This window comes from Xanthobacter sp. 126 (assembly GCF_000526175.1).
Lineage (GTDB): Bacteria > Pseudomonadota > Alphaproteobacteria > Rhizobiales > Xanthobacteraceae > Xanthobacter > Xanthobacter aminoxidans.
The window spans coordinates 2637484-2660843 of the sequence record NZ_JAFO01000001.1 but is presented as its reverse complement, the minus strand read 5'-3'; the positions used below and the strand labels follow the sequence as shown (position 1 = coordinate 2660843).

General features: G+C 66.7%; 24 protein-coding genes and 1 tRNA gene. 8 read left to right on the top strand and 17 right to left on the bottom strand.

All coding sequences use genetic code 11. The features are described 5' to 3' along the window. Positions 1-22: 22 nt before the first annotated feature. The 13 genes from ureG to urtA all read right to left on the bottom strand — a co-directional run bounded on the left by ureG (position 23) and on the right by urtA (position 12238). On the bottom strand, positions 23-646 hold the full coding sequence (gene ureG, locus XAN126_RS0112705) for an urease accessory protein UreG (protein ID WP_024278973.1): 624 nt from the start codon (positions 644-646) through the stop codon (positions 23-25). Further along, positions 643-1365 (bottom strand): urease accessory protein UreF, encoded by a 723-nt coding sequence (locus XAN126_RS0112700; RefSeq protein WP_051460856.1) that lies wholly within the window; start codon positions 1363-1365, stop codon positions 643-645. Before XAN126_RS0112700 ends, ureG begins: the two co-directional genes overlap by 4 nt. Beyond that, complete coding sequence (locus tag XAN126_RS0112695; RefSeq protein ID WP_024278971.1) at positions 1358-2122, bottom strand: urease accessory protein UreE; 765 nt, start codon at positions 2120-2122, stop codon at positions 1358-1360. The genes XAN126_RS0112700 and XAN126_RS0112695 overlap by 8 nt, the downstream gene beginning before the upstream one ends. 64 nt (positions 2123-2186) lie before the next feature. After that, positions 2187-2726, bottom strand: a complete 540-nt coding sequence (locus tag XAN126_RS0112690; protein WP_197024034.1) for a DNA starvation/stationary phase protection protein — start codon at positions 2724-2726, stop codon at positions 2187-2189. Between the two features lie 87 nt (positions 2727-2813). Next, positions 2814-4526: an urease subunit alpha gene (ureC, locus tag XAN126_RS0112685; protein ID WP_024278969.1), complete on the bottom strand. Its 1713-nt coding sequence runs from the start codon at positions 4524-4526 to the stop codon at positions 2814-2816. A 38-nt stretch (positions 4527-4564) separates the two neighbouring features. Continuing rightward, the gene (locus XAN126_RS0112680; RefSeq protein ID WP_024278968.1) at positions 4565-4921 is read right to left on the bottom strand and encodes a GFA family protein; all 357 of its coding nucleotides are present in this window, start codon (positions 4919-4921) and stop codon (positions 4565-4567) included. A 1-nt stretch (position 4922) separates the two neighbouring features. After that, on the bottom strand, positions 4923-5543 hold the full coding sequence (locus tag XAN126_RS0112675) for an urease subunit gamma (protein WP_024278967.1): 621 nt from the start codon (positions 5541-5543) through the stop codon (positions 4923-4925). 22 nt (positions 5544-5565) lie between these two features. Further along, positions 5566-6414 carry an urease accessory protein UreD gene (locus tag XAN126_RS0112670; protein ID WP_024278966.1) on the bottom strand — a complete coding sequence of 283 codons (849 nt, stop codon included), beginning with the start codon at positions 6412-6414 and terminating at the stop codon, positions 5566-5568. Continuing rightward, positions 6389-7084, bottom strand: a complete 696-nt coding sequence (urtE, locus tag XAN126_RS0112665) for an urea ABC transporter ATP-binding subunit UrtE (protein ID WP_024278965.1) — start codon at positions 7082-7084, stop codon at positions 6389-6391. The genes XAN126_RS0112670 and urtE overlap by 26 nt, the downstream gene beginning before the upstream one ends. 4 nt (positions 7085-7088) lie before the next feature. Continuing rightward, positions 7089-7835 carry an urea ABC transporter ATP-binding protein UrtD gene (gene urtD, locus XAN126_RS0112660; RefSeq protein ID WP_024278964.1) on the bottom strand — a complete coding sequence of 249 codons (747 nt, stop codon included), beginning with the start codon at positions 7833-7835 and terminating at the stop codon, positions 7089-7091. A 116-nt stretch (positions 7836-7951) separates the two neighbouring features. Continuing rightward, on the bottom strand, positions 7952-9085 hold the full coding sequence (urtC, locus tag XAN126_RS0112655) for an urea ABC transporter permease subunit UrtC (protein WP_024278963.1): 1134 nt from the start codon (positions 9083-9085) through the stop codon (positions 7952-7954). After that, positions 9082-10740: an urea ABC transporter permease subunit UrtB gene (gene urtB / locus XAN126_RS0112650; RefSeq protein ID WP_155982297.1), complete on the bottom strand. Its 1659-nt coding sequence runs from the start codon at positions 10738-10740 to the stop codon at positions 9082-9084. The genes urtC and urtB overlap by 4 nt, the downstream gene beginning before the upstream one ends. Positions 10741-10927: 187 nt before the next feature. Beyond that, entirely contained in the window at positions 10928-12238 is a 1311-nt protein-coding gene (gene urtA / locus XAN126_RS0112645; RefSeq protein WP_024278961.1) for an urea ABC transporter substrate-binding protein, read from the bottom strand. A 619-nt stretch (positions 12239-12857) separates the two neighbouring features. Between urtA and XAN126_RS0112640 the strand changes: the two genes are divergently transcribed. Together XAN126_RS0112640 and mgtE are read left to right on the top strand one after the other, a co-directional pair. Further along, positions 12858-13469 carry a carbonic anhydrase gene (locus XAN126_RS0112640; RefSeq protein ID WP_024278960.1) on the top strand — a complete coding sequence of 204 codons (612 nt, stop codon included), beginning with the start codon at positions 12858-12860 and terminating at the stop codon, positions 13467-13469. 190 nt (positions 13470-13659) lie between these two features. Then, positions 13660-15000 (top strand): magnesium transporter, encoded by a 1341-nt coding sequence (gene mgtE / locus XAN126_RS0112635; RefSeq protein WP_024278959.1) that lies wholly within the window; start codon positions 13660-13662, stop codon positions 14998-15000. Between the two features lie 4 nt (positions 15001-15004). On the opposite strand, the gene XAN126_RS0112630 is transcribed toward mgtE, so the two are convergent. Beyond that, a complete protein-coding gene (locus tag XAN126_RS0112630; protein ID WP_024278958.1) occupies positions 15005-15265 on the bottom strand; it encodes a hypothetical protein in 261 nt (86 codons plus the stop codon). 155 nt (positions 15266-15420) lie between these two features. Between XAN126_RS0112630 and XAN126_RS0112625 the strand changes: the two genes are divergently transcribed. Next, positions 15421-16788 (top strand): hypothetical protein, encoded by a 1368-nt coding sequence (locus XAN126_RS0112625; RefSeq protein WP_024278957.1) that lies wholly within the window; start codon positions 15421-15423, stop codon positions 16786-16788. Between the two features lie 83 nt (positions 16789-16871). After that, on the top strand, positions 16872-17957 hold the full coding sequence (locus tag XAN126_RS0112620; protein WP_081762838.1) for an MFS transporter: 1086 nt from the start codon (positions 16872-16874) through the stop codon (positions 17955-17957). 13 nt (positions 17958-17970) lie between these two features. On the opposite strand, the gene XAN126_RS0112615 is transcribed toward XAN126_RS0112620, so the two are convergent. Continuing rightward, complete coding sequence (locus XAN126_RS0112615) at positions 17971-18615, bottom strand: DUF1796 family putative cysteine peptidase (protein WP_197024033.1); 645 nt, start codon at positions 18613-18615, stop codon at positions 17971-17973. Between the two features lie 209 nt (positions 18616-18824). Continuing rightward, positions 18825-18901 (bottom strand) — tRNA-Pro (locus tag XAN126_RS0112610). Positions 18902-19067: 166 nt separating this feature from the next. Between XAN126_RS0112610 and fabI the strand changes: the two genes are divergently transcribed. The 4 genes from fabI to XAN126_RS0112590 all read left to right on the top strand — a co-directional run bounded on the left by fabI (position 19068) and on the right by XAN126_RS0112590 (position 21957). Continuing rightward, the gene (fabI, locus tag XAN126_RS0112605) at positions 19068-19895 is read left to right on the top strand and encodes an enoyl-ACP reductase FabI (protein ID WP_024278954.1); all 828 of its coding nucleotides are present in this window, start codon (positions 19068-19070) and stop codon (positions 19893-19895) included. Between the two features lie 31 nt (positions 19896-19926). Further along, positions 19927-20439, top strand: a complete 513-nt coding sequence (locus XAN126_RS0112600) for a hypothetical protein (protein WP_024278953.1) — start codon at positions 19927-19929, stop codon at positions 20437-20439. A gap of 35 nt (positions 20440-20474) precedes the next feature. Beyond that, on the top strand, positions 20475-21062 hold the full coding sequence (locus XAN126_RS0112595; RefSeq protein WP_024278952.1) for a histidine phosphatase family protein: 588 nt from the start codon (positions 20475-20477) through the stop codon (positions 21060-21062). A 142-nt stretch (positions 21063-21204) separates the two neighbouring features. After that, positions 21205-21957 (top strand): hypothetical protein, encoded by a 753-nt coding sequence (locus XAN126_RS0112590; protein WP_024278951.1) that lies wholly within the window; start codon positions 21205-21207, stop codon positions 21955-21957. A 35-nt stretch (positions 21958-21992) separates the two neighbouring features. Here XAN126_RS0112590 and XAN126_RS0112585 read toward each other — a convergent pair whose 3' ends face one another. After that, on the bottom strand, positions 21993-23321 hold the full coding sequence (locus tag XAN126_RS0112585) for a hemolysin family protein (RefSeq protein ID WP_024278950.1): 1329 nt from the start codon (positions 23319-23321) through the stop codon (positions 21993-21995). Positions 23322-23360 lie beyond the last annotated feature (39 nt).

Below are 23360 nucleotides of genomic sequence, written 5' to 3'. Positions count from 1 at the left end.
CCGGCGGGCTGAAGCTGCCGGCTCAGGCAGCCCCGGCGAGGCCCCCGGCCTTCTCGATGAAGGCGGCCACCACCTCCACGCCCACGCCATTGCGGATGGAGGAGAAGACGTAGGGCCGACCCGCCCGCATGCGGATGGTGTCCGCTTCCATCACCGCCAGATCGGCGCCGACCATGGGCGCGAGATCGGTCTTGTTGACCACCAGCAGGTCGGACCGCGTGATGCCCGGCCCGCCCTTGCGTGGGATCTTCTCTCCCCCCGCCACGTCGATGACGTAGATGGTGATGTCGGCCAGCTCGGGCGAGAAGGTTGCGGCGAGGTTGTCGCCGCCGGATTCGATCAGCACCAGATCGAGGTTGGGAAAGCGGGCGTTCATGTCCGCCACCGCGCGCAGATTGATGGAAGCGTCCTCACGGATCGCCGTGTGCGGGCAGCCGCCCGTCTCGACGCCGAGGATGCGCTCGGGCGGCAACGCACCGGCCACTGTCAGGAGGCGCGCATCTTCCTTGGTGTAGATGTCGTTGGTGATGGCGCAGAGGTCGTAGCGCTCGCGGAAGGCCTTGCACAGCGCCTCCATCAGCGCCGTCTTACCCGAGCCGACGGGGCCGCCGACACCGACGCGCAGGGGATTCTTGCTGGAACTCATGAGCGGAACAGCCTTGTATATTGGGTTTCGTGGCGAAAGCTGCCGAGATCGGCGCGGAAGGTGGCCGTGCCGAGATCGTCCAGCGTCAGAGCGGGAATGTCCGCCGCAAGCGCCCGCAAGGCCGGTGCAAGGCCGGCGACGATACGGGTGCCCGCCGTCTGCCCCACCGGGGCGAGGCGGATGCCCGACGACACCAGCGCCTGCACCAGTGCCAGAAGGAAGCCTTCGAGCGTCGGGCCGAGCGGAATGCGGTGCGCACCCGCGGCTAATCCCACCGCGACGGGATAGGCGACCTCGCCGGAGAGGGCGCCCGCCGCCGTCTCGAGCGCAGGGGAATGCCAGGCCGCGCGAACGGCATCGAGGAAGGACCGGCCCTGCTGGCAGGTTTCCAGCCTCAGCTCGGCGGATGGTGCGAGGCAGACGGCGAGCGCGTTCACCTCGCCGAGCGCCGCCCCGTCTTCCGCCATCGTCGACCGCCAGGCGTGGGCCAGGAGGATGCCGTCCGAACGGCCGAAACCGAGCCGCATCAGGTCCGACACCTGCGCCGCGAGGCTCGCCTCGTCCTTCACGTCGCCGGCCTCCACCGCCCATTCCAGGGCGTGGGAGTAGGCATAGGCCCCCACCGGAAACGACGGCGAGAGCCAAGCGAAGAGGGGCAGCAGGTCGGGCTGGGCAGGCGTGGTGCCCTCACCCTGCGCGGTGTCGGGCTGGTCAGCCATGCTTGTGGTCATGTCCGCAGCCCGGGCCGTGGACATGACCTTCGGCGACATGGTCATGGCCGTGCTCGTGACCGTGCTCGTGTTTGTGGTCATTATGGGCATGGCCATGATGCGAATGATCGTGTGCATGATCGTGGCCGCACCCGCACGCGTCGCCGTGGGCATGGTCATGGTCATGGTCATGATGCTCATGGCCGTGCTCATGCCCATGATGCTCATGCCCATGATGCTCGTGACCATGATGCTCGTGACCATGGTGTTCATGTCCAAGGTGCTCGTGCCCGTGAGGCTCGTGCGCGTGGCCGTGCCCGCCATGGGCTTCCGCCGCCTCGTAGGCGCCCTTCTCCGGGCGGAACGGGCGAGTCACCTTGGCCACGCCGGCGCCCAGGCCACGCACCATCTCGGTCAGCACATGGTCGTCCACGAAATAGACAGCGGTCTCGGTGATCTCCGCCGGCACATGCCGGTTCCCGAGGTGCCAAGCCACCTTCATCAGACGCAGGGGATTGGCGGTGGTGACCTCCACCAGGTCCTCGGCGGCCGCCTTGATGCGGACGAGGCGCCCGTCCTCCAGCTTCACCGCGTCGCCGTCGTCCAGAACCGTCGCCTTGTCGAGGTCGAGCAGGAAGGAGAGGCCGCCGTCCGCCGTGAAGGCGAAGCGGCGGCGGTGGCGCGCGTGGTGATCAAGGGTGATCTCGTCCGCCACCTTTTCCGGGCGGACGGCGGGACGGCGGACGACGGTGGTGGCGCGGATCATCGGGTTACTCCGGTACAGCCACCCGAGCGCCCTGCCCCACCGCCTTCGCGGGTTCCGGCTGCGCTCAGGTGGCGCTGTCCTGCCGATTCTGGTTGGTCTCGAACAGGAACCACAGGCGCTTCTCGGCCTCGTCCACATATTCTTCCAGCAGGCTGGCGGTGGCAATGTCCTCCGCCTCGTCGCAGATCTCGTGGGCCTCGCGCATGGTCTTGATGGCCGCCTTGTTGTCGGCGATCAGCTCCGCGAACATGGCCTCGGGCGAAACGTACGGCTCGTTGTTCTCCTTGAGGCCGGTGAGCTTCAGGATCTCGCCATAGGAATGCACCGTGCGGCAGCCGATCTTGCGCACGCGCTCGGCGAGCGGGTCGATGGTCGCCTGGATGGTATCGGCCTGCTCGTCCAGCAGCAGGTGATAGTCGCGGAAGTGCTTGCCGCTGACGTGCCAGTGGAAATTCTTGGTCTTCAGGTAGAGCACGAAGCTGTCGGCCAGCACGCGGTTGATGGCGTCCGCCACCTTCTGCGCCTTGGCGCTGTCGAGGTCGGTGGGTGTGGCGAGGGCAGAGGTCTTCGCCGGCTTCTTGGACAATGAACGAACGACGGCCATGGGTGTGGCTCCTGAAAGAAAGCGTTGCAACACCCGCTGGAACGAGGCGCCACGGCAAAGGTTCCGCCGTGCCGCCGCGATATTCGCTCAAAACAGGAAGTAACGCTGCGCCATGGGCAGAACCTCCGCTGGCTCGCAAACCAGCAGCTCGCCGTCCGCCCGCACGTCATAGGTCTCGGGATCGACCTCGATATGGGGGGTCGCGTCGTTGTTGATCATGCTCTTCTTGGAGATGCCGGAGCGGGTGTTCTCCACTGCCACCAGCTCCTTAGAGATGCCGAGCCGACCAGCGAGGCCGTCCTCGAGGGCGACCTTCGACACGAAGGTGAGCGAGGTGTGGGTCCGCGCCCGCCCAAAGGCGCCGAACATGGGGCGGTAGTGCACCGGCTGGGGCGTGGGGATGGAGGCGTTGGGATCGCCCATCTGCGCCATGGCGATGGCGCCGCCCTTGATGACGAGATCCGGCTTCACGCCGAAGAAGGCCGGCGTCCACAGCACGAGATCGGCCAGCTTGCCCGCCTCCACCGACCCGATGTGCCGCGACATGCCGTGGGCGATGGCGGGGTTGATCGTATATTTCGCGATGTAGCGGCGGGCGCGGATATTGTCGCTGTCGGTCTCGCCGGGCAGCGACCCGCGCTGGCGCTTCATCTTGTCCGCCGTCTGCCAGGTGCGGATGATGACTTCGCCCACCCGGCCCATGGCTTGGCTATCCGAGCTCATCATGGAGAGCGCGCCGATATCGTGGAGGATGTCCTCGGCGGCGATGGTCTCCTTGCGGATACGGCTTTCCGCGAAGGCGAGATCCTCGGCGATGTCGGGATCGAGGTGGTGGCATACCATGAGCATGTCGAGATGCTCGTCGATGGTGTTGCGCGTGTAGGGCCGCGTCGGGTTGGTGGAGGAGGGCAGTACGTTCGGCAGGCCCGCCACCTTGATGATATCCGGCGCGTGGCCCCCGCCCGCCCCTTCCGTGTGGAAGGCATGGATGGTGCGGCCCTTGAAGGCGGCGATGGTGTCCTCGACGAAGCCCGACTCGTTCAGCGTGTCGGAGTGGATCATCACCTGAACGTCCAGCGCGTCCGCCACGGTGAGGCAGCAGTCGATGGCGGCCGGCGTGGTGCCCCAGTCCTCGTGCAGCTTGAGCGCGGCGGCGCCGGCCAGCACCATCTCCTCCAGCGCGCCGGGCAGGGATGCATTGCCCTTGCCCGCGAAGGCGAGGTTCATGGGGAAGGCGTCCGCCGCCTCGATCATGCGGGCGATGTGCCACGGTCCCGGCGTGCAGGTGGTGGCGAAGGTGCCGGTGGCTGGCCCGGTACCACCGCCGAGCATGGTGGTAACGCCGGAGGCCAGCGCCTCCTCGATCTGCTGCGGGCAGATGAAATGGATGTGGCTGTCGAACCCGCCGGCGGTGAGGATCTTCCCCTCCCCGGCGATGATCTCCGTGCCGGGGCCGATGATGATGTCCACGCCCGCCTGCACGTCCGGGTTGCCGGCCTTGCCGATCCGGGCGATGCGCCCGTTCTTCAGGCCCACGTCCGCCTTCACCACCCCCCAGTGGTCAAGGATCACGGCGTTAGTGATGACCGTGTCCATCGCCCCGTCGGCATTGGTGACCTGCGACTGGCCCATGCCGTCGCGGATCACCTTGCCGCCGCCGAACTTCACCTCCTCGCCGTAGACTGTGAAATCCTTCTCGATCTCGATCACCAGCGAGGTGTCGGCGAGCCGCACCCGGTCGCCCGTGGTGGGGCCGAACATGTGGGCATAGGCGGCGCGGGGCATGCGGCCGGTTGTCATGGTCTCGCTCCTGAAATCTCGCGCATGCGGGCCGGGGATTACTTGCTGGCGCCGTCGTACTCGATGGGGTGAAGGCTCTTCACATCCACGCCGTCGAGGCAGCGCGCGTTCACCGCCACCGTCTCTGTGCCATCCGGCGCCGTACCGCGGGCGAAGGATTCGATGCCGCAGGTGGTGCAGAACAGGTGATGGATCTTGCCGGTGTTGAAGAGATATTCGGTGGTCTTGCCCTCCCCCGACGTGAGGGTGAAGGCGCTCGCCGGGGCGAAAGCGAGGATGCCGCCGACGCGCCGGCAGCGGGAACAGTTGCAGGTGACCGTGCGATCGAGATCGACGTCCACTTCATAGTGGACAGCGCCGCACTGGCAGCCACCGGAATAGTGCTGCACCGCCATGTCAGAGCCCTCCCTGGATAGCGGCGCGGAAGCCGTAGACCTCCCGCTTGCCGCCGAACGGCACCAGCGTCACGTCCCGCGTGGCGCCGGGCTCGAAGCGCACCGCCGTGCCGGGGGCGATGTCGAGCCGCATGCCGCGGGCCTTGTCGCGGTCGAAGTCCAACGCCGGGTTGGTCTCGAAGAAATGGTAGTGGCTGCCCACCTGGATCGGCCGATCGCCGGTGTTGGCGACGGTGAGGTGCACCCGCTCGGCGCCTTCGTTGAAGTGGATGTCGCCTTCCTGCGGCAGCAATTCGCCGGGGACCGTCTCGGAGGGTATGCCACGGATCGGATGATGCACCGTGACGAGCTTGGTGCCGTCCGGAAAGGTCGCCTCCACCTGGATGTCGTGGATCATCTCGGCGATGCCTTCCATCACCTGATCGGAGGTGATCACCTTGGCGCCGGCCTCCATCAGCTCTGCGACGGTGCGCCCGTCGCGGGCGCCCTCCACCACGAAGTCGGTGATGAGCGCGACCGCCTCCGGGTGGTTGAGCTTCACGCCGCGGGCGAGGCGCTTGCGCGCCACCTCGGCGGCCATGGCGACCAGGAGCTTGTCCTTCTCGCGCGGCGTCAGCAGCACGGCATCTCTCCTCGAACGAGCATCAGGTGGCCCACACGCGGGGGAGCGGGGCCTTTCGGAAAGCCATCAGAAACGAGGTTGCGGCGCGGCGCAACGTCCCGATGTCGGGGGCGAGCCAGCGCACGGCGAGAATGCCGTTCCAGGCGCTGGCCCCGGCCTCGCAGGGCACGTTTTCCATGAGGGCGCGCGCCTCCTCCAGCCGCGCCTCGGCGTCGGGCGCAATGTAGAGGAGTGTCGCCAGCGCCCGCGCGCCGCCCGCGACGGCCGGCCGCTCCAGCAACGCGCCGATGGGGCCGGACAAGCGGAAGGCATCGGCGAACACAAGGGCGCCGCCGCGTCGGATGCGCCAATGATCCTCGAGATGCCCCTCCCCCATCACGTCGCCATGCGCGAGGCGGCCCAGCATGAGCGCCTCGAAGGAGAGGAAGGTGGCGTCCGGCGCGAGGTCCACCGCGTAGCGGCGCTTCAGCCGGGCGCGGTCGAACAGGATGGTTTCCTGTGGCAACCATTCCAGCCGCGCGCCCTCCTGCGCCGCCAGCGACACGGAGATTTCCGCCAAAGGGCCATCGGAGCGATAGACCTTCTCGGCGGCCGGGGTCGCGATGGTGAGGTGCGCGCCCGGCCCGGCCGAGGCTTCGATCGTGAAGCGGTCGCCGCAGCAGACCCCGCCGGCGGTGTTGACGATGACGGCTTCCAGCCCCGGCCCGCCGCGCGGCATCCGCACGCGCATGGCGCCGCCTTCCGCAAGGTCGGCGACCCGCGTCACCGCGCCAAACCGCGCACCGGCGATGCGGACGCGGCCTTCGCTGCGCTGGCGCTGGGGCGGAAGGGGAGCCGACGTGGCGTCAGATCGCCATGAGGCGGCGAACATCGTCGCCATCCAGCCCACTCCTGTCACCGCTTGCCACCACCTCGCCCCGGTCCATCAGGATGAAGCTGTCGGCGAGGTCGCGGGCGAACTCGAAATACTGCTCCACCAGCACGATGGCCATGTCGCCCTTGTCCCTGAGGTAGGAGATGGCGCGGCCGATATCCTTGATGATGGAGGGCTGGATGCCCTCGGTCGGCTCGTCCAGCACCAGCAGGCGCGGGCGGGTGACGAGGGCGCGGCCGATGGCGAGCTGCTGCTGCTGCCCGCCGGAGAGATCGCCGCCGCGGCGCCGGAGCATGGATTTCAGCACCGGGAAGAGGTCGAACACCTCCTGCGGCACGTACTTCTCCTTGCTGGACAGGCGGACGTATCCCGTCTCCAGATTTTCCTTCACCGAGAGCAGCGGGAACACCTCCCGCCCCTGCGGCACGAAGCCGATGCCCATCGCCGCGCGGTCGGGCGTGGAGAGCTTCGAAATCTCCTTGCCGTCCAGCGTGATGGAGCCGCCGGCGATGGGCCGCTGGCCGACGATGGCGCGCAGCAGCGAGGTCTTGCCCACGCCGTTGCGGCCGAGCACGCACGTCACCTTGCCCGCCTCGGCGGAGACCGACACCTTCTTCAGGGTGTGGGCGGCGCCGTAATAGAGGTCGAGGTTTTCCACCTTCAGCATGGCCTCACCTCCCCAGATACACTTCGATGACGCGCTCGTCGGCACTCACCTGATCGAGCGGCCCCTCGGCCAGCACCGAGCCCTCGTGCAGAACCGTGACCTTCACGTCGAGGTCGCGCACGAACTGCATGTCGTGCTCCACCACCACCACCGAGCGGGTCTTGGCGATTTCTTTCAAGAGCACGGCGGTGTCCGCCGTCTCCTGGTCGGTCATGCCGGCGGCGGGTTCGTCCACCAGCAGCAGGCGCGGCTCCTGCGCCAGCAGCATGCCGATCTCCAACCACTGCTTCTGCCCGTGGGAGAGGTCGCCGGCCCGGCGATGGCGGCTGTCCTTCAGGCGCACGCGCTCAAGCAGTTCCTCCACCCGCTCGCGCTCGTGGCGGCTCGGGTTCCACTCCATATTGGAGAAGGGGCGACGGTCGGCCTTCACCGCGAGGAGGATGTTGTCCTCCACCGAATGCATGTCGAACACGGTCGGCGTCTGGAACTTGCGGCCGATGCCGAGCTGGGCGATGGCGGCCTCGTCCAGGCTGGTGAGGTCGTTGGTGCCGGCGAACAAGGCAACGCCCTGGTTGGGGCGGGTCTTGCCGGTGATGACGTCCATCATCGTCGTCTTGCCGGCGCCGTTGGGGCCGATGATGGCCCGCATCTCGGCCTCGCCGATGACGAGGGAGAGCGCGTTCAGGGCGCGGAAGCCGTCGAAGGAGACGGTGATGTTGTCGAGATAGAGCAGCGCCGAGGTCAGGGCCATCCGGTCCGGGGCGGGCTGCTCCTCCTTCAGGAAGTCGAGTTCGGCCTCCAGCGAGAGCGCGCCCTGCGACTTGACGGCATAGGGATCGGTAGAGGGAGAAAGCATGCTCATGGGGCTCACTCCGCCGGGCTCGCGCTGGGGGTGGGGTCCGAGGACGGCCGGCGGGCCTTCCACTTCTCGGAGAGGCTGGCCGCGAGGCCGAGCACGCCCTTGGGCAGGAACAGCGTGACCAGCACGAACAACGCGCCGAGGGCGAACAGCCAGGCCTCCGGCAGCACACCGGTGAACCAGGTCTTGCCCGCATTCACGATGAGCGCGCCGAGCGCCGCGCCGACCAGCGTGCCGCGCCCACCCACCGCCACCCAGATCACCATCTCGATGGACTGTGCGGGGGCGAACTCGGACGGGTTGATGATGCCCACCTGCGGCACGTAGAGCGCCCCGGCGACGCCCGCCAGCATGGCCGAGAGCACCCAGGCGACCAGCTTGTAGTTCTCCACCCGGTAGCCGAGGAACCTTGTGCGGCTCTCCGCGTCGCGCACCGCCACCAGCACCTTGCCGTACTTGGAGGTGACGAGCGCCCGGCAGAGCAGATAGCCCGCCGCCAGCGCCACGGCGGAGAGGAAGAACAGCGTCAGGCGCGTCGAGGGCGCGGAGATGGGGAAGCCGAGGATGTCCTTGAAATCGGTGAGGCCGTTGTTCCCGCCGAAGCCCATGTCGTTGCGGAAGAATGCGAGCATGAGCGCGAAGGTCATCGCCTGGGTGATGATGGAGAGATAGACGCCGGTGACGCGCGAGCGGAAGGCGAACCAGCCGAACACGAAGGCCAGCGCCCCCGGCACCACAAGCACCATCAGCATGGCGAACGGGAAGATGTTGAAGCCTTCCCAGAACCAGGGCAGCTCCTTGTAGTTCAGGAACACCATGAAATCGGGCAGCACCGGATTGCCGTAGACGCCGCGCGATCCGATCTGGCGCATCAGATACATGCCCATGGCATAGCCGCCGAGGGCGAAGAAGGCGCCGTGGCCGAGCGACAGCACCCCGCAATAGCCCCACACCAGATCCACCGCCACGGCGAGCAGCGCGTAGCACAGATATTTGCCGAGCAGCGGGATCATGTAGTCCGGCACATGCAGGGGATTGCCGGCGGGGAGCAGCAGGTTGGAGGCGGGGATGAGCACCCCCGCCGCCAGCACCACGATGAGAAAGATGCCGCCGGTGCGGTCGATGATGCGGGTGCGGTTCATGATTCCACCGCCCGGCCCTTGAGCGCGAACAGGCCGCGCGGGCGCTTCTGGATGAACAGGATGATGAAGACGAGCAGCAGGATCTTGCCCAGCACCGCACCGGCGAACGGCTCCAGCAGCTTGTTGGCGACGCCCAGCGTAAAGGCGCCCACCAGCGTGCCCCAGAGGTTCCCGACGCCGCCGAACACCACCACCATGAAGCTGTCGATGATGTAGCCCTGGCCGAGGTTGGGGCTGACATTATCGATCTGCGAGAGCGCAACGCCCGCGATGCCGGCAATGCCCGAGCCGAGGCCGAAGGTCAGCGCATCAATGCGGCCGGTGCGGATGCCCATGGCCGCAGCCATGCGCCGGTTCTGCGTCACTGCCCGGACGTAAAGGCCGAGCGGCGTTCGCCGCAGCACCAGCAGCAGGGTGAAGAACACGATCAGCGCGAAGCAGATGATCCAGAGCCGGTTGTAGGTGATGGACAATTGCCCGATCTGGAACGCGCCGGACATCCACGAAGGCGCGCCCACCTCCTGGTTGGTGGGGCCGAACACGGACCGCACCGCCTGCTGGAGGATGAGCGAGACACCCCAGGTGGCGAGCAGCGTTTCCAGCGGCCGGCCATAGAGGAAGCGGATCACCGTGCGCTCGATGAGGATGCCCACCAGAGCCGTGAACAGGAAGGCGAGCGGCAGGGCGATGGTGAGCGACCAGTCGAACAGATAGGGCGCCTTCTGGCGGATCAGCTCCTGCACCACGAAGGTGGTGTAGGCCCCCAGCATCACCATCTCGCCATGGGCCATGTTGATGACGCCCATGACGCCGAAGGTGATGGCGAGGCCGATGGCCGCCAGCAGCAGCACGGAGCCGAGCGAGAGGCCGTACCAGACATTCTGCACCACGGCCCAGAACTTGAGGCTCTCCTCGGCCTTGGTGATGCCGGCCTCGGCGGCAGCTTTGAGGGCCGGAGACGAATTCACCGGCAGGCTGCGCAGCAGGCTGATGGACTCCTGATCGCCACGCGCGGCGATGAGTTGGATGGCGGCGCGGCGATCCGGCTCCGGTGCGTCAGCCTTGCCGATGAGGATGGCAGCACGGGCCTGCGCCAGCGCGGCCTTCACGGCCGGCACGGTTTCCTTGGCGATGGCCGCATCGACGGTGGGCAGCGCCGCAGCATCGCGCGACTTGAACACGGCGGCGGCGGCATCGAGCCGTTTCGCCGGATCAGCATTGATCAGCGTAAGCGCCCCGGCCGCGGCATCGAGCGCGCGGCGGACGCGGTTGTTGGCGCGCACCGGCGAGAGAGTGGCCGGCGCGCTGCCGACGATGGCACCCGAGGCCGGATCGACCATGCCGCTGGGGGTGCGGATGAAAACGGCCTTGCTCGCCGGATCATATAGCAGGTTGCCGGCGGCCAGCGCCTCGACCACGGCGGCCGCCTGCGGGCTACCCGAGGTGGCGAGCGCGGCGATCGCATCGGAGGTGTCGGAATAGCTGTCGTTGCCGAACTTGGCGATGATGCCGGAGATGTCCGGCTGGCTCTGCGCGCGGGCGGGGACCGAAGCCACAAGCCCGGCCAGCAGCACGGCAAGAAGGGAAAGAAGCAGGGTCCGCAGCGTGCTGGGCGAGGTTTTCGCCTTCGGTACGGAAGGGGGCAGCCGCATCATTCAGGTCATCCGCTCCGGCACGGCCGGACAAGCCGGCGGCCCTTATCGGGAGTGCAGCAGGGCTCCCCCTCCCCTTGCGGGGAGAGGGAGAGGCGCCCCAAGGGACGGTACGAGAGGTCGAGATGAAAACCGTGAAGAGCCTTGGGAAGGCCGCGGGGATCGATGATCCCCGCGCAATGGCAGCCGCTTACTTCGCTGCGGCGCCCAGGCACTTGTTCGTGGTGGTGTCGTAGTTGCCGCAATTGTACTTGACCCAGTCGGCAACAAGGTTCTTCGAACCTTCGAGGTACTTGGACCAGGCTTCGCCGGGGATCAGGTCCTTGGTCTTCCACACCACGTCGAACTGGCCGTTGTCCTTGATCTCACCGATGAAGACCGGCTTGGTGATGTGGTGGTTCGGCAGCATCTGCGAGACGCCGCCCGTGAGGTTGGCCTGCTGGATGCCCGGCAGGGTGGCGATCACCTTGTCCGGATCGGTCGTGCCGGCCTTCTCCACCGCCTTCACCCACATGTTGAAGCCGATGTAGTGGGCTTCCATCGGGTCGTTGGTGACGCGCTTCGGGTTTTTGGTGAAGGCGTGCCACTTCTCGATGAACGCCTTGTTCTCGGGCGTGTCGATGGACATGAAGTAGTTCCAGGCCGCGAGGTGGCCGAGGAGCGGCTTGGTGTCGATGCCGGCGAGTTCTTCCTCGCCCACCGAGAAGGCCACGACCGGGATGTCGGTCGCCTTGATGCCCTGGTTGGCCAGCTCCTTGTAGAAGGGCACGTTGGCGTCACCGTTGATGGTGGACACCACGGCGGTTTTCTTGCCGGCAGAGCCGAACTTCTTGATGTCGGAGACGATGGTCTGCCAGTCGGAATGACCGAACGGCGTGTAGTTGATCATGATGTCCTCGGCCTTCACGCCGCGGGACTTCAGATAGGCTTCAAGGATCTTGTTGGTGGTGCGGGGATAGACATAGTCCGTGCCCGCGAGCACCCAGCGCTCGACCTTCTCCTCGTTGGCGAGGTAGTCCACCGCCGGGATGGCCTGCTGGTTCGGCGCAGCGCCGGTGTAGAACACGTTGCGCTCGCTCTCCTCACCCTCGTACTGCACGGGGTAGAAGAGGATGTTGTTCAGCTCCTTGAACACCGGGAGCACGGACTTGCGGGACACCGAGGTCCAGCAGCCGAACACGGCCGCGACCTTGTCCTTGGTGATCAGCTCGCGGGCCTTCTCGGCGAACAGCGGCCAGTTGGAGGCCGGGTCCACCACCACGGCCTCAAGCTTCTTGCCGAGGAGGCCGCCCTTCTTGTTCTGCTCTTCGATGAGCATGAGCATCACGTCCTTCAGCGTGGTCTCGCTGATGGCCATGGTGCCCGACAGTGAATGCAGGATGCCGACCTTGATGGTGTCTTCGGCCCGTGCCGCGCCCACACCCATCGTGCCTGCGACGACGGCGGCAGCGGCAAGCGCTCCGAATCCCCTCCTGGTCGTCCGTCCCAGCAAACCGAGCATGCGCTCTCTCCCCTATTCCGACGGCCCGAGCGGGCCGACCAGTGGAGAGTGAGCAAGGCGCGTGCCAAGGCAGGCGGCGCCAGACGGGCAGGCGCCACGCAATACCTCGCTCCAGTCCAGCCTATGCCCATGAGAGCGAGGCTGGCGTGAATGCCTATCGATTGGGCAGAATGGCGAATTGCAAATGGCTAAATTTGCACCAACAGCAGCGCGCGATGCATGCAAGGGCTCGAAAGGGTAATTTTGTACTTCAGCACGCGCCCCCGCGCCCTGCCACAACGAGACTTCCTTCGGAAGCCATCTGCGCAGCGATTAATCAGCGGGCCGGGCGCAATTCACGCCCTTCTCTACTCTGCGCGGCATCCTGGAAACGCCGGGCGCAACAATCGCCACGCCCAGCTCCAGCCTCAGAGGAAGTTGAAGAGGTACAGGAGGACGATAACCGAGATCGGAACACCCATGATCCAAAGTAGAATTCCGCGCATGTCCTTGGCTCCACACGTTTTCAAGGCGTCGCGATGAGAACGTGGCAAGGCGAACTCCGGTTCCGCGCGGCATGCTCTTGACTTGTCAGGCGCGCTCAGACTTCCGTGGCCGAGTAAGCGAAGGGAGCGATGGCGTGGACGATCTGATCTCCGGCTACAAACGGTTTCGGGAAGTGGCATGGCCCGAACGCAAGCTGCTGTTCGAGCGGCTGGCGGCGCGCGGCCAGAAGCCGGAAACGCTTGTCATCGCCTGCTCGGACAGCCGCGTCGATCCGCAGATGATCTTCGACGCCGGCCCAGGCGAGATGTTCGTGGTGCGCAACGTCGCCAACCTCGTCCCGCCGTTCATGCCCGACGCCAATTATCACGGCACTTCGGCGGCCATCGAGTTCGCGGTGCGGGTGCTGAAGGTGAAGCAGGTGGTGGTGCTCGGCCACGCCCAGTGTGGCGGCATCCACGCCCTGCTCGATGGCGCCCCTCCCGGCGCAGAGGATTTCGTCGCCGACTGGATGAAGATCGCCGAGCCGGCGCGGCTCATGGCCGAAGACGCCAGGCTTCCGCCGGACGAGCGCCAGCGCTTCTGCGAGCAATGCTGCGTCAAGCTCTCCCTCGCCAACCTCGCCGGCTTCCCCTGGGTCGCCGAGCGGGTTGCGGAAGGCGACCTCAAGTTGCACGGCGCCTATTTCGGCGTGGCGACGGGCCGCCTCGAGCTTCTCGGCGACGACGGCACCTTCGCCCCCACCTGAGGCGGCCTTCGCTCCGGCGAGGCAGGTGACGTAAAGGCGTGCCGAAAGGGCAACGTGGCCGGTTGTCCCGGCCGCGTTTCATCCCCTTGTATCAAATGGCGATTATCCGATATGGGTCGGCTCGACCGGCACCTTGCTTTTGACAGGGCCGATCCAGCTTGCACATCCCCTCGAACCGGGACACACCCATATGACCGACGCGGCTATCGCATCGCGGCTCGGGCACGAGCACGTCGCTGACATCGTCGAATTCCTGAATGGCAAGACCGCCGAGGAAGCGACCGGCGTGGTTTCGCATATGCCGCTAAAATGGGCGGTTGAGGTGCTTGACCAGCCGCAGTTTCACGATGCGTGCGAGGTCATCGAGGCGCTGCCGCAGGAGAAGGCAGTCGGCATCCTCGAAGGCATGTCCGCCGACCGCGCCGCCGATGTGCTGCGCTGGATCGAGGAGCCGGCCAAGGGGCGACTCAGGGACGCGCTCAGCCCCGAGGCGCAGGTGGCCATCGACCACCTGCTGACCTATCCGGAGGGCACGGCCGGCGCGCTGATGACCACAGAGTTCGTCTCGGTGCCGTCCAACTGGACCGTGCAGCAGACCCTCGACCATATCCGCGAGGTGGAACGCAGTCGCGAGACGGTCTACGCGATCTACGTTCTGGCACCCGGCACCCGCCGGCTGGTGAACACGGTGTCGTTGCGCCGGTTGATCTCCGGCAATCCGGATGATTCGATCCTGTCGGTCGCGAACCCCTACACCCCAATCACCGTGCCGGCGAACCTGCCGCAGGAGGATGTGGCGCGCACCATCTCCAAGTACGACTTCCTCGCCGTGCCCGTGGTGGACACGACCGGCCATGTCCTCGGCATCGTGACCGTCGACGACGTGATCGACGCCATGATCGAAGAGCAGACCGAGGACGTCCAGCGCATGGGCGGCATGGAGGCCATCGACGAGCCCTATCTCGAAATCTCCTTCAAGGAGATGATCAAGAAGCGCGCGGGCTGGCTGTGCATCCTGTTCATCTCCGAAATGTTCACGGCGAGCGCGATGCAGTTCTTCTCCGACGAATTGGAGAAGGCCATCGTGCTGGCTTTGTTCATCCCGCTGGTGATGAGTTCGGGCGGCAACTCGGGCTCTCAGGCGACCTCCCTCATCATCCGTGCCCTTGCGCTGCATCAGGTGCGACTGCGCGACTGGTGGCGCGTCGCGCTGCGCGAACTGCCCACCGGCATCACGCTCGGTACCATCCTGGGTGTGATCGGCGTCATCCGCATCGTCGTCTGGCAGCAGACGGGATTGTTTGACTATGGCCAGTACTGGAAGCTGCTGGCGGTGACCATCGGCGCCGCGCTGATCGGCATCGTCACTTTCGGCTCGCTGGCCGGCTCGCTGATGCCGTTCCTACTGAAGCGCCTCGGCTTCGACCCCGCCTCCGCGTCTGCGCCCTTCATCGCGACGCTGGTCGATGTGACCGGCATCGTGATCTATTTCTCGGTGGCATGGCTGTTCCTCCACGGCACCATCCTGTGACACCTCAGGACTGCCGGACGAAGCGCATCAGCGCGACGTAGCCGTCCTCTTCAGCGTCTTCCGATTCCTCCGCTTCCGCCGGCGTCTCAGCGTCGCTGGCGGCGGCGGCGAGGTCGGATGCCGTCACCTCGAATCCGCGAGAGGCGAGGAAGCGCACCGCATCGTCGGTGGAGGAAAAGCCCTCCACCGCCTCGGCGAGGACCGCGCTGAGGCCCGTGTTGCCCGACGCATCGGACTTCAGTCGATCCATGTCGGCGTTCGTCATTGAAATACCTCTCGATGGTTTTGCGTCCTTAAGCGGAACACGAGACCCACCGCGAAGTTCCGAAAGCCAGCCCCCGACCGGCGCGGACGACTTGCGTTCTTGATCCCTTTACCGTCATCCTGCGACGGTTTCCGCTGAGTGATCCTCGCCCCGCCATGGTTAAGCTTGCCTTCCTGCTTGTGGGAGCCCGTGCATTGCGCGACCGCTGGTGGGTGCTCACCTTGCTCGCGGCCGTGCTGTTTTTCGTCGCCTCCCTGATCCTAATCGACGCCATGGACGGCACCATGTCGGTAGCGACTCAGGTGTTCGGGGGCGTCTTCGTGTTCGAGGGCCTGCTGGGGCTCCTGACGGCCTTCGCCTTCTCGGGCACGCGCAGCCGGCTGCTGGCGCTCGGCCGCGCGGCCGCGCTTGTGTTCCTGGGCACCTTCATCCTCGATTACCCCTCCCATAACGGAATGGCGTTGTCCCTTCTGTTCGGCACCGCCTTTCTCGTGGACGGAGCGGCCCGCATCGCCACCGCGGCGGTGGTCCGGTTCCGCATGTGGCGTTCGACCGCGGCGGTGGGGGGTGTTGAACTTTTTCTGGCGCTGTTCATCGGCAGCCACTGGCCCCTCGCGCATGAACTCAAGGTGCCGCTCGCGGTGGCCATGCTCACGCTGATGTCCGGCTGGATCATGCTGCGGGCGAGCCTGATGCTCAGAGCCCACCTCGCCGAAGTGGCCATCCTGAGCCTGCCCATCTATGGCGGCCGCGACTGGTACGAGAACGCGCCGGTGATCGTGGACGACACAGGCCCCCTTCCCCCCTGGGAAGGCCCCATGACCGTGCGCGTGTGGACCCCCACCGGCTCCGCCGACGTGAAGGACCACCACCCGGTGTTCGACCGCTACATCGCGGCGGTGGACCGCAACGGTGCGATTTCCACCGGTCACGCCTCGCTCGAGCTGAAGCCGGATCTCTACATCAGCCATTATCCGGCGGAGGAGATCGAGCATCCGCCGGATGAATTCGCCCGCATCCTGCGCGCCACGGCGGAGAACGACGTGAAGGGCCGCTTCCAGCCGTCCTACGCCTACGAATGCGCCAACTGGTGCGAGGCCGACCAGAAGGTGGAGTTCACCCGATTCGACACGCGGCGGCTCATGGCCTTCTGGGCCGGCTACCGTCAGGTGGACACCTACAACCTCACCGACCGCAATTGTTCGGTCGCGGTAGCCGCCGCGCTCGATTCGGCGTTGGAAGGGTGCCTCGCGACGCGGATGCCCTGGCTGCGGGTGGCCTCCCTCATGTTCAACCCGGACGTCTGGGCGGCCGCCTACATCCGCTCCCGGGCGGAGGCCATGAGCTGGACGCCCGGCCTCGTGCTCGACTACGCCCTCACGATGAAGCGGATCGTCGAGCCGGCGCCGCCGCCCTTCGCGGACCGGCTGAGGGACTTCCTGCGCCGCTTCGCAGCGGGACGCGCCGGCACCACCCCTCCTGTGCGCCAACGCGCCGAGGCTGCGGGGCCAGCCCATCCGTGACCCCCGAAAGCAGCGAGCCGATCCCCCCAGCCCTTCCCGACACATCCACCGTGCTCGCGCGCGGCGCGGTGATCGCGACGGCCATGGTCTTCGGCCTCACCTATTCCCTGACCGCCCCGCTCATCGCGTTCGATCTGGCCGCCCGCGGCCTCAGTGAAACCGTGATCGGTGCCAATGCCGCCATGCACGCCGTCGGGGTGCTGGCGACGGCGGTCATCCTGCCGCGGATGGTGGCCCTGCTCGGCCCCCGCCGGCTGATTCTCCTCGCCATCGCTGTCTCGGCACTGGCGCTCGCCGCCTTCCCGGTCATGCCGGCCATCTGGCTCTGGTTCGTGCTCCGCCTGTTCCTCGGCATGGCGGCGGAGGCGCTGTTCGTCACGTCCGAGACCTGGATCAACGCGCTCTCGACCGAGAACACCCGCGCCCGCTCCATGGCGGCCTACACCGCCGCCATGTCGGTCGGCCTCGCCCTCGGTCCGCTGATTCTCTCCCTGGTCGGCACCGAGGGGGCCTTGCCCTATCTGCTGGGTGCAGGCGTGGCGCTGGTCGCGGCGCTGTTCGTGGCATCGCCTAGGGTGATCGCGCCGCATTTCGACGAGCCGACCATCAGCAATCCGCTGCGCTTCGTGCGACTCGCGCCGCTGGCCCTGTCGGCGACCATGCTGAATGCCACCATCGAGACCGCCGGCCTCTCCTTCCTCGCGCTTTATGCGGTGGGGCTCGGCTGGGCGGAGGAGCATGCGACAAGGCTGATGTCGGTGATGATGATCGGCGCCATCCTGCTGCAACTGCCCATCGGCTGGCTCGGCGACATCATGGACCGCCGCAGGCTGGTGATCCTGCTCGCGGTCATCTCGGCGGTCGGAGCGGCGATCTGGCCGCTGGCGCTGGGGAATGCCGTGGCGACCTATGCCCTGCTGTTCATCTGGGGCGGTGCCTTCGTCGGCATCTACACCATCATGATCACGCTGGTGGGCAGCCGCTTCAAGGGCGGCGACCTCGTGGGCATCTATGCGGTCTCCGGCCTGTTCTGGGGCCTCGGTGCGCTCGTCGGCCCTCTGGGAGCGGGATTTGCCATGCAGGCCCACCCGCACGGCCTCGCCCTGTTCGCGACCCTCGCCTGCACCCTCTTCGCCGTCGCCGCCTGGCGACTGCGCGGGAGCGCGTGACGGGGCAAGCGAATCAGGGCGAGGGCGATTCGAACGTCTCGATCAGATCGTCGAATCGGAACTTTTTGCCCGATCGACAGGCGATCCCCAGCGCCCGGAAGGTTCGATTCCATCCGCGCTCGGAGCCGAGATCGTTGTGGTCGCGCAAGCGGGGCACCGACGCCGTCACAAGCCACGGACGGGGTCGAACCGGCGCATAGTCCAGGAGCAGCAGCCGCGGGTCTGTGGCGAGCGCGGCATGGAGGTGATCGATGGTCTCCTCCAGCCCTTCGTCCTTTGGATCGTGCTGCGGCAGGCACTTGCGCACGAAGAGGGTCGTGCCTTCGGCGCAGTCGTCCACCAGCCGGGCCTGCAGCGCCTCGTATTTGGGAATCAGCCGCCTGGCCATCTCCGCCTCGTCGAGGGCGAGATAGTCCTCGACCGCCGGAAACTCGTGGCGGTGAACGGTGCCGGACAGGCGCGAATAGAGGGCGCGGCTGCCTCCATAGTCGGGAACCTTCATGAGATTCGCGGCCTCGAACACCGCAGGGGCACCGACCTCCAACACCTTGAGGACGCTACCGAGCGGCGTGACCCACCAGTCAAAGGGATAGGCCCGCTCGGACCGGGAGAGGCGTCGCACCTGATAGGCCACCTCGCACACCGAACCAAGGCTCACGATTCGGTCCGGAACGAGCGCGGGAGTGCGGCGGAGAAGGCGGGACAACATGGCACCCGTCTACCATGCGACGGTAAAAGATGCCCTACGCAACCTCCCGCAGCAGAAAGAATCCGCGGGGTGTGACGCGTGCTTCGGCGCGCCCGGGGGCGGCGAACAATCATCGAGATGATGGGGGACAGGGTCTCCGGCCTGGCCGGATTTTCATCTGGTCGGAGTGGCAGGATTTGAACCTGCGACCCCCACGTCCCGAACGTGGTGCGCTACCAGACTGCGCTACACTCCGATCCAGAGGCGCCGCATCTAGCATCCGCTCTCGGGCGATGCAAGGGGGGCGACGCGCCAGCTTCGCTTGAACGGTGGATGGCCCCATGCCATAGGAAGCGCGCCCATGGTGCGTCCACTGGCCGACATCATGGGTTTCAATAGCTTGAGCATGTGGAGTGGGGTCTATGGCGACGGACGGTTTCGCGAGCGGTCTTCTGAAGGGCAAGCGCGGGCTGATTCTCGGTGTCGCCAACAACCGATCCATCGCCTACGGAATCGCCAAGTCGGCGCGGGCCCATGGCGCCGAGCTCGCCCTCACCTATCAGGGCGAGGCGCTGAGGAAGCGGGTGGAGCCGCTGGCGGCGGAACTGGGCGGTCATCTGGTCGGCCACTGCGACGTCACCGAGCCCGAGACGCTGGATGCCGTCTTCGCCGAGACCGAGCGCCTGTTCGGCACCCTCGATTTCGTCATCCATTGCATCGCCTTCTCCAACAAGGACGAGCTGGACGGCCGCTATGTGGAAACCACGGCGGACAATTTCACCAAGACCATGCTCATCTCCTGCTACTCCTTTACCGCTGTTGCGCAGCGGGCGGAAAAGCTGATGACCAATGGCGGCTCCCTCATCACGCTCACCTACTACGGCGCGGAAAAGTGGATGCCCCACTACAACGTCATGGGCGTGGCCAAGGCGGCGCTGGAGGCCAGCGTGCGGTATCTGGCCGCTGACCTCGGCCCCAAGGCGATCCGCGTGAACGCCATCTCCGCCGGCCCCATCAAGACGCTGGCCGCCTCGGGCATCGGCGACTTCCGCTACATCCTGAAGTGGAACGAGCTGAACTCGCCGCTGCGCCGCACCGTCACCACCGATGAGGTTGGCGACGCGGGCGTCTACCTCCTCTCCGATTTGTCGCGTGGTGTGACCGGCGAGGTGCATCATGTGGATGCCGGGTACCATATTGTGGGCATGAAGCATCCCGACGCGCCGGACCTCGCCCTCGTCCGCGATTGAACACGGCGCGCGCCCACAAAGGAGACAAACCATGACGGCGCTTGATTCCCGGGCCTCCCGTTTCGCCCTCGCCGTTGCCGTCTCCGCGGGACTGCTCGTGTCTGCCGGTGCGGCGCTGGCGCAGAGCCCGCCGACCTTCGAGCAGTATCCGTTCCGCGACCGCGTGTTCGGCCCGGGCGGCGCGATCTTCCCGGACTATGTGACGCCCTACGAGAGCGGCGTCAGCTTCATGATCGGGGGCGGCGGCAGCCGCAGCGCGCTCTTCGCCGCCGGCACTTCCGACTACAATTGCCAGCAGACGCAGATTCCGACCATCCAGGTCCTCTCCGCCCCGCCCGGCGGCAAGGTCGGCATCCAGTATGGCCGTTTCGTCGCCACGGGAATCGATGGCGGGCGCACCACCAAGTGCGTCGGCCAGCCGGCCAAGGGGCTCATCGTGAGCTACAAGGGCAAGGCGGCGCCGGGCTCGACCATCAAGCTGCGCGTGACCTACCCGCCGCGCGGCGAGTGGTACGACCACGTAATCACGATTCCGCCGCGGTGAGCGACGCCGCGCCCGACAGGGCGGGCCGGAGAGAGATGACGACGCGACGCTTTTTCCTCGTCCGCCATGGCGAGACCGACTGGAATGTGGTGGGCCGGCTCCAGGGGCGCCGCGACGTGCCGCTGAACACGCTCGGCCGCATCCAGGCGGGCCAGGTCGGACGCGTGCTCGCCCAGCTGGCGGGAGACACGCGCGCCTTGGCCTATGTCTCCAGCCCCCTGTCGCGGGCCGTGGAGACCATGCGCATCCTGCGCACCGGCCTCGATCTGCCTGTCAGCGACTTCAAGACCGACATCCGCTTCGCTGAAATCTCCTTCGGCATATGGGAGGGCCAGACCTGGCCCGAGCTACGCCGCCGCGACCATGATGCCGTGCGCCGGCGCGATCTCGATCCCTGGAACTTCGCGCCCCCCGGCGGCGAAAGCTATCGCACCCTGTGCGAGCGCGTCGGCGCGGCCTGCGCCGAGATCGAGGATGACGCCGTCATCGTTACCCACGGCGGCGTCATCCGCGCACTGCTGCACGTGAAGGCCGGGATGCCGGAAGCCGAAGCCTCCAATCTGCCCGTGCGGCAGGGAGCGGTCTACGTGGTCTCCCGCGGCGGCTTCGAAGTCGCGGACTGAGCTTCCGCGCTGTCCGTCCACATATTTCCCCTTGGCATTTTTCTTGCTGCGTCAAACCGGTAGACCCGGCGCCCGTGTCGCGAACGCGACGGGCAGGGTCGTTTGTTGACGCCTTTTCACCCGAGCCCCGGGGGGACTTTTCATGACCGACATGGCCGAACTGCAGAAGCGGAAGATGCCGCTCAACCTCGCCATCGTCCATGTGGATCCGGACGCCTTCATCGCCCACTACATGGGCTGGCTGGAAATCACCAAATTCATCACCGCCCTGCGCGCCGGCGATGCGACGGTTCCGGCTGATGGCAAGACCCCCACCCTCAGCCCGGCCGACCTTGCCAACGGCGGCGTGCACAATGTCGCCAACGACGCCATGTTCGCCTTCTGCATGACGGCCGCGCTGAAAGGCGACAAGGCGGCGGTCGACAAGGTGGAGGCCGCCTTCATCGACGCCTGGGGCAAGGAGTATCCGGGCAACTTCGCCCTCTGGCACTTCCGCACCAACATCGAGACGCCCATCACGCTCGAGGATTTCGTGGGACAGGCCGGCAAGAAGATGCTGCTGGGCGACATCCCGCCCCCGCCGCTGCGCTCCAAGGAGAACTGGAGCGCGGGCCTGCGCTTCTTCGAGAAGGCCCGCAAGTCCAACTTCGTCCACGAGATCATGTACCCGCTGGCCCTGTGGCACCGCGCCAAATGGACCGAGACGCTGGAGAAGGGCATCGCCTTCCTCAAGCATATCGAGGACACCGTGCCGGTCCTGCGCGAAACGCTCGAAGAGAAGCGCAACGATCAGCCCTTCATCGCCAACATCCTGCTGAAGAATGCGTTCGGCGTGGATATGGAGCTGACCGAGGAATACGAGGGTTTCCTGCGCTCCCTCGCCCGGCGGGACTGAAAAGCCAGGGCCCGAAGCAACAGGAGGGCGGGGCCTCAGCCCTGCCCCGCCACTTCCTGCCGGTGCAGCACGTGGGGCCGCGAGACGAGAAGCTTGTCGATGCGGCGGCCGTCCATGTCGACGATCTCGAACCGCCATCCCAGCGCCGTGAAGACCTCGCCCTCCTCGGGGAGTTCCTTGAGGTGGGAGAGGGCGAAGCCGGCGACCGTGTGGAAGCCCTCGTCGATCGGGAGGGCGACGTCCAGCAGGTCGCGCAGTTCGTCCACCGGCGTGTCGCCGGCCACCAGATAGCTGCCGTCGTGGCGCTCGACCACGTTGCGCTCCACATGCGCATCGCCCGGCTCATGGCTGGCCTCAACCGATCCGGTGATGGCGAGGAGCAGGTCGTAGCCCGTCACCACGCCGGCCATGTCGCCGTACTCGTCCACCACGATGGCCATGGGCACCTCGGCGCCGCGCAGCACGCGCATGGCCTCCAGGGCGCCCACGTTTTCCACGATGAACGGCACCGTCTGCACATATTGCCGCGGGTCGGGGCGCTCGCCCTTCAGATAGGCGTCGAGCACGCGCTTGGCCTGGATGACACCGATGGTCTCCTCGGGCGATCCGTCGCAGGCTGGCAGGCGCGAGTGGGGCGTGGTGAGGAGAACGTGGCGCACCTCCTCCGCATCCTTGGAGATGTCCACCCACTCCACGTCCGGCCGGGGGGTCATGATGGCCGTCACCGGGCGGTCGGCGAGGCGCATCACGCCGGAGATCATGCGCCGTTCGGCGGGGTCGATGACGCCCGCCGTCTCGGCTTCGGTGATGATGGCGCGGATTTCCTCGTCGGTGACCGAGCTGGAGCGGCTGCCGCCCCGGCCGAGCAGGGTCAGCACCGCGCGGGTCGAGGCATCGAGCAGCCACACCATGGGCGCCGACACCTTGGAGAGCCCGATCATGAGGGGCGCGAGAATGCAGGCCAGAGGCTCCGCATTCTGAAGCGCGAGCCGCTTGGGGATGAGTTCGCCGATCACCAGCGACACATAGGTGATGGCCACCACCACAGCCGTATAGCCCAGCGGGTGCGCGACACTGGTGGGCAGTCCGGCCTCCCGCAGCGTCTCGCCCAGGAGATCACCGAGGCTGGCGCCGGAGAAGGCGCCGGCCAGGATGCCGATGAGGGTGATTCCGATCTGAACGGTGGAGAGGAAGCGGCCGGGGTCTTCCGCCAGCCGTATGGCCGCCTTGGCCCCCTTGTTCCCGCGATCGGCCAGCGTCTTCAGCCGCGCGGGGCGAGACGAGACGATCGACAATTCCGCTGCTGCGAGAACGGCGTTGATGAGAACGAGGACGAGGACGATCAGGATTTCGAGTAGAGGCATGGCGGGGGTGTGGTGCTCCGTCGGCGCACGTCATAGCAC

Bases quoted from the DNA above. Each gene is read 5' to 3' on its own strand.
- ureG (WP_024278973.1), bottom strand. From the start codon at position 646: ATGAGTTCCAGCAAGAATCCCCTGCGCGTCGGTGTCGGCGGCCCCGTC.
- XAN126_RS0112700 (WP_051460856.1), bottom strand. From the start codon at position 1,365: ATGGCTGACCAGCCCGACACCGCGCAGGGTGAGGGCACCACGCCTGCC.
- XAN126_RS0112695 (WP_024278971.1), bottom strand. From the start codon at position 2,122: ATGATCCGCGCCACCACCGTCGTCCGCCGTCCCGCCGTCCGCCCGGAA.
- XAN126_RS0112690 (WP_197024034.1), bottom strand. From the start codon at position 2,726: ATGGCCGTCGTTCGTTCATTGTCCAAGAAGCCGGCGAAGACCTCTGCC.
- ureC (WP_024278969.1), bottom strand. From the start codon at position 4,526: ATGACAACCGGCCGCATGCCCCGCGCCGCCTATGCCCACATGTTCGGC.
- XAN126_RS0112680 (WP_024278968.1), bottom strand. From the start codon at position 4,921: ATGGCGGTGCAGCACTATTCCGGTGGCTGCCAGTGCGGCGCTGTCCAC.
- XAN126_RS0112670 (WP_024278966.1), bottom strand. From the start codon at position 6,414: ATGTTCGCCGCCTCATGGCGATCTGACGCCACGTCGGCTCCCCTTCCG.
- urtE (WP_024278965.1), bottom strand. From the start codon at position 7,084: ATGCTGAAGGTGGAAAACCTCGACCTCTATTACGGCGCCGCCCACACC.
- urtD (WP_024278964.1), bottom strand. From the start codon at position 7,835: ATGGCCCTGACCTCGGCGCTGCTCTATCTCGACAACATCACCGTCTCC.
- urtC (WP_024278963.1), bottom strand. From the start codon at position 9,085: ATGAACCGCACCCGCATCATCGACCGCACCGGCGGCATCTTTCTCATC.
- urtB (WP_155982297.1), bottom strand. From the start codon at position 10,740: ATGATGCGGCTGCCCCCTTCCGTACCGAAGGCGAAAACCTCGCCCAGC.
- urtA (WP_024278961.1), bottom strand. From the start codon at position 12,238: ATGCTCGGTTTGCTGGGACGGACGACCAGGAGGGGATTCGGAGCGCTT.
- mgtE (WP_024278959.1), top strand. From the start codon at position 13,660: ATGACCGACGCGGCTATCGCATCGCGGCTCGGGCACGAGCACGTCGCT.
- XAN126_RS0112630 (WP_024278958.1), bottom strand. From the start codon at position 15,265: ATGACGAACGCCGACATGGATCGACTGAAGTCCGATGCGTCGGGCAAC.
- XAN126_RS0112625 (WP_024278957.1), top strand. From the start codon at position 15,421: ATGGTTAAGCTTGCCTTCCTGCTTGTGGGAGCCCGTGCATTGCGCGAC.
- XAN126_RS0112620 (WP_081762838.1), top strand. From the start codon at position 16,872: ATGGTCTTCGGCCTCACCTATTCCCTGACCGCCCCGCTCATCGCGTTC.
- fabI (WP_024278954.1), top strand. From the start codon at position 19,068: ATGGCGACGGACGGTTTCGCGAGCGGTCTTCTGAAGGGCAAGCGCGGG.
- XAN126_RS0112600 (WP_024278953.1), top strand. From the start codon at position 19,927: ATGACGGCGCTTGATTCCCGGGCCTCCCGTTTCGCCCTCGCCGTTGCC.
- XAN126_RS0112595 (WP_024278952.1), top strand. From the start codon at position 20,475: ATGACGACGCGACGCTTTTTCCTCGTCCGCCATGGCGAGACCGACTGG.
- XAN126_RS0112590 (WP_024278951.1), top strand. From the start codon at position 21,205: ATGACCGACATGGCCGAACTGCAGAAGCGGAAGATGCCGCTCAACCTC.
- XAN126_RS0112585 (WP_024278950.1), bottom strand. From the start codon at position 23,321: ATGCCTCTACTCGAAATCCTGATCGTCCTCGTCCTCGTTCTCATCAAC.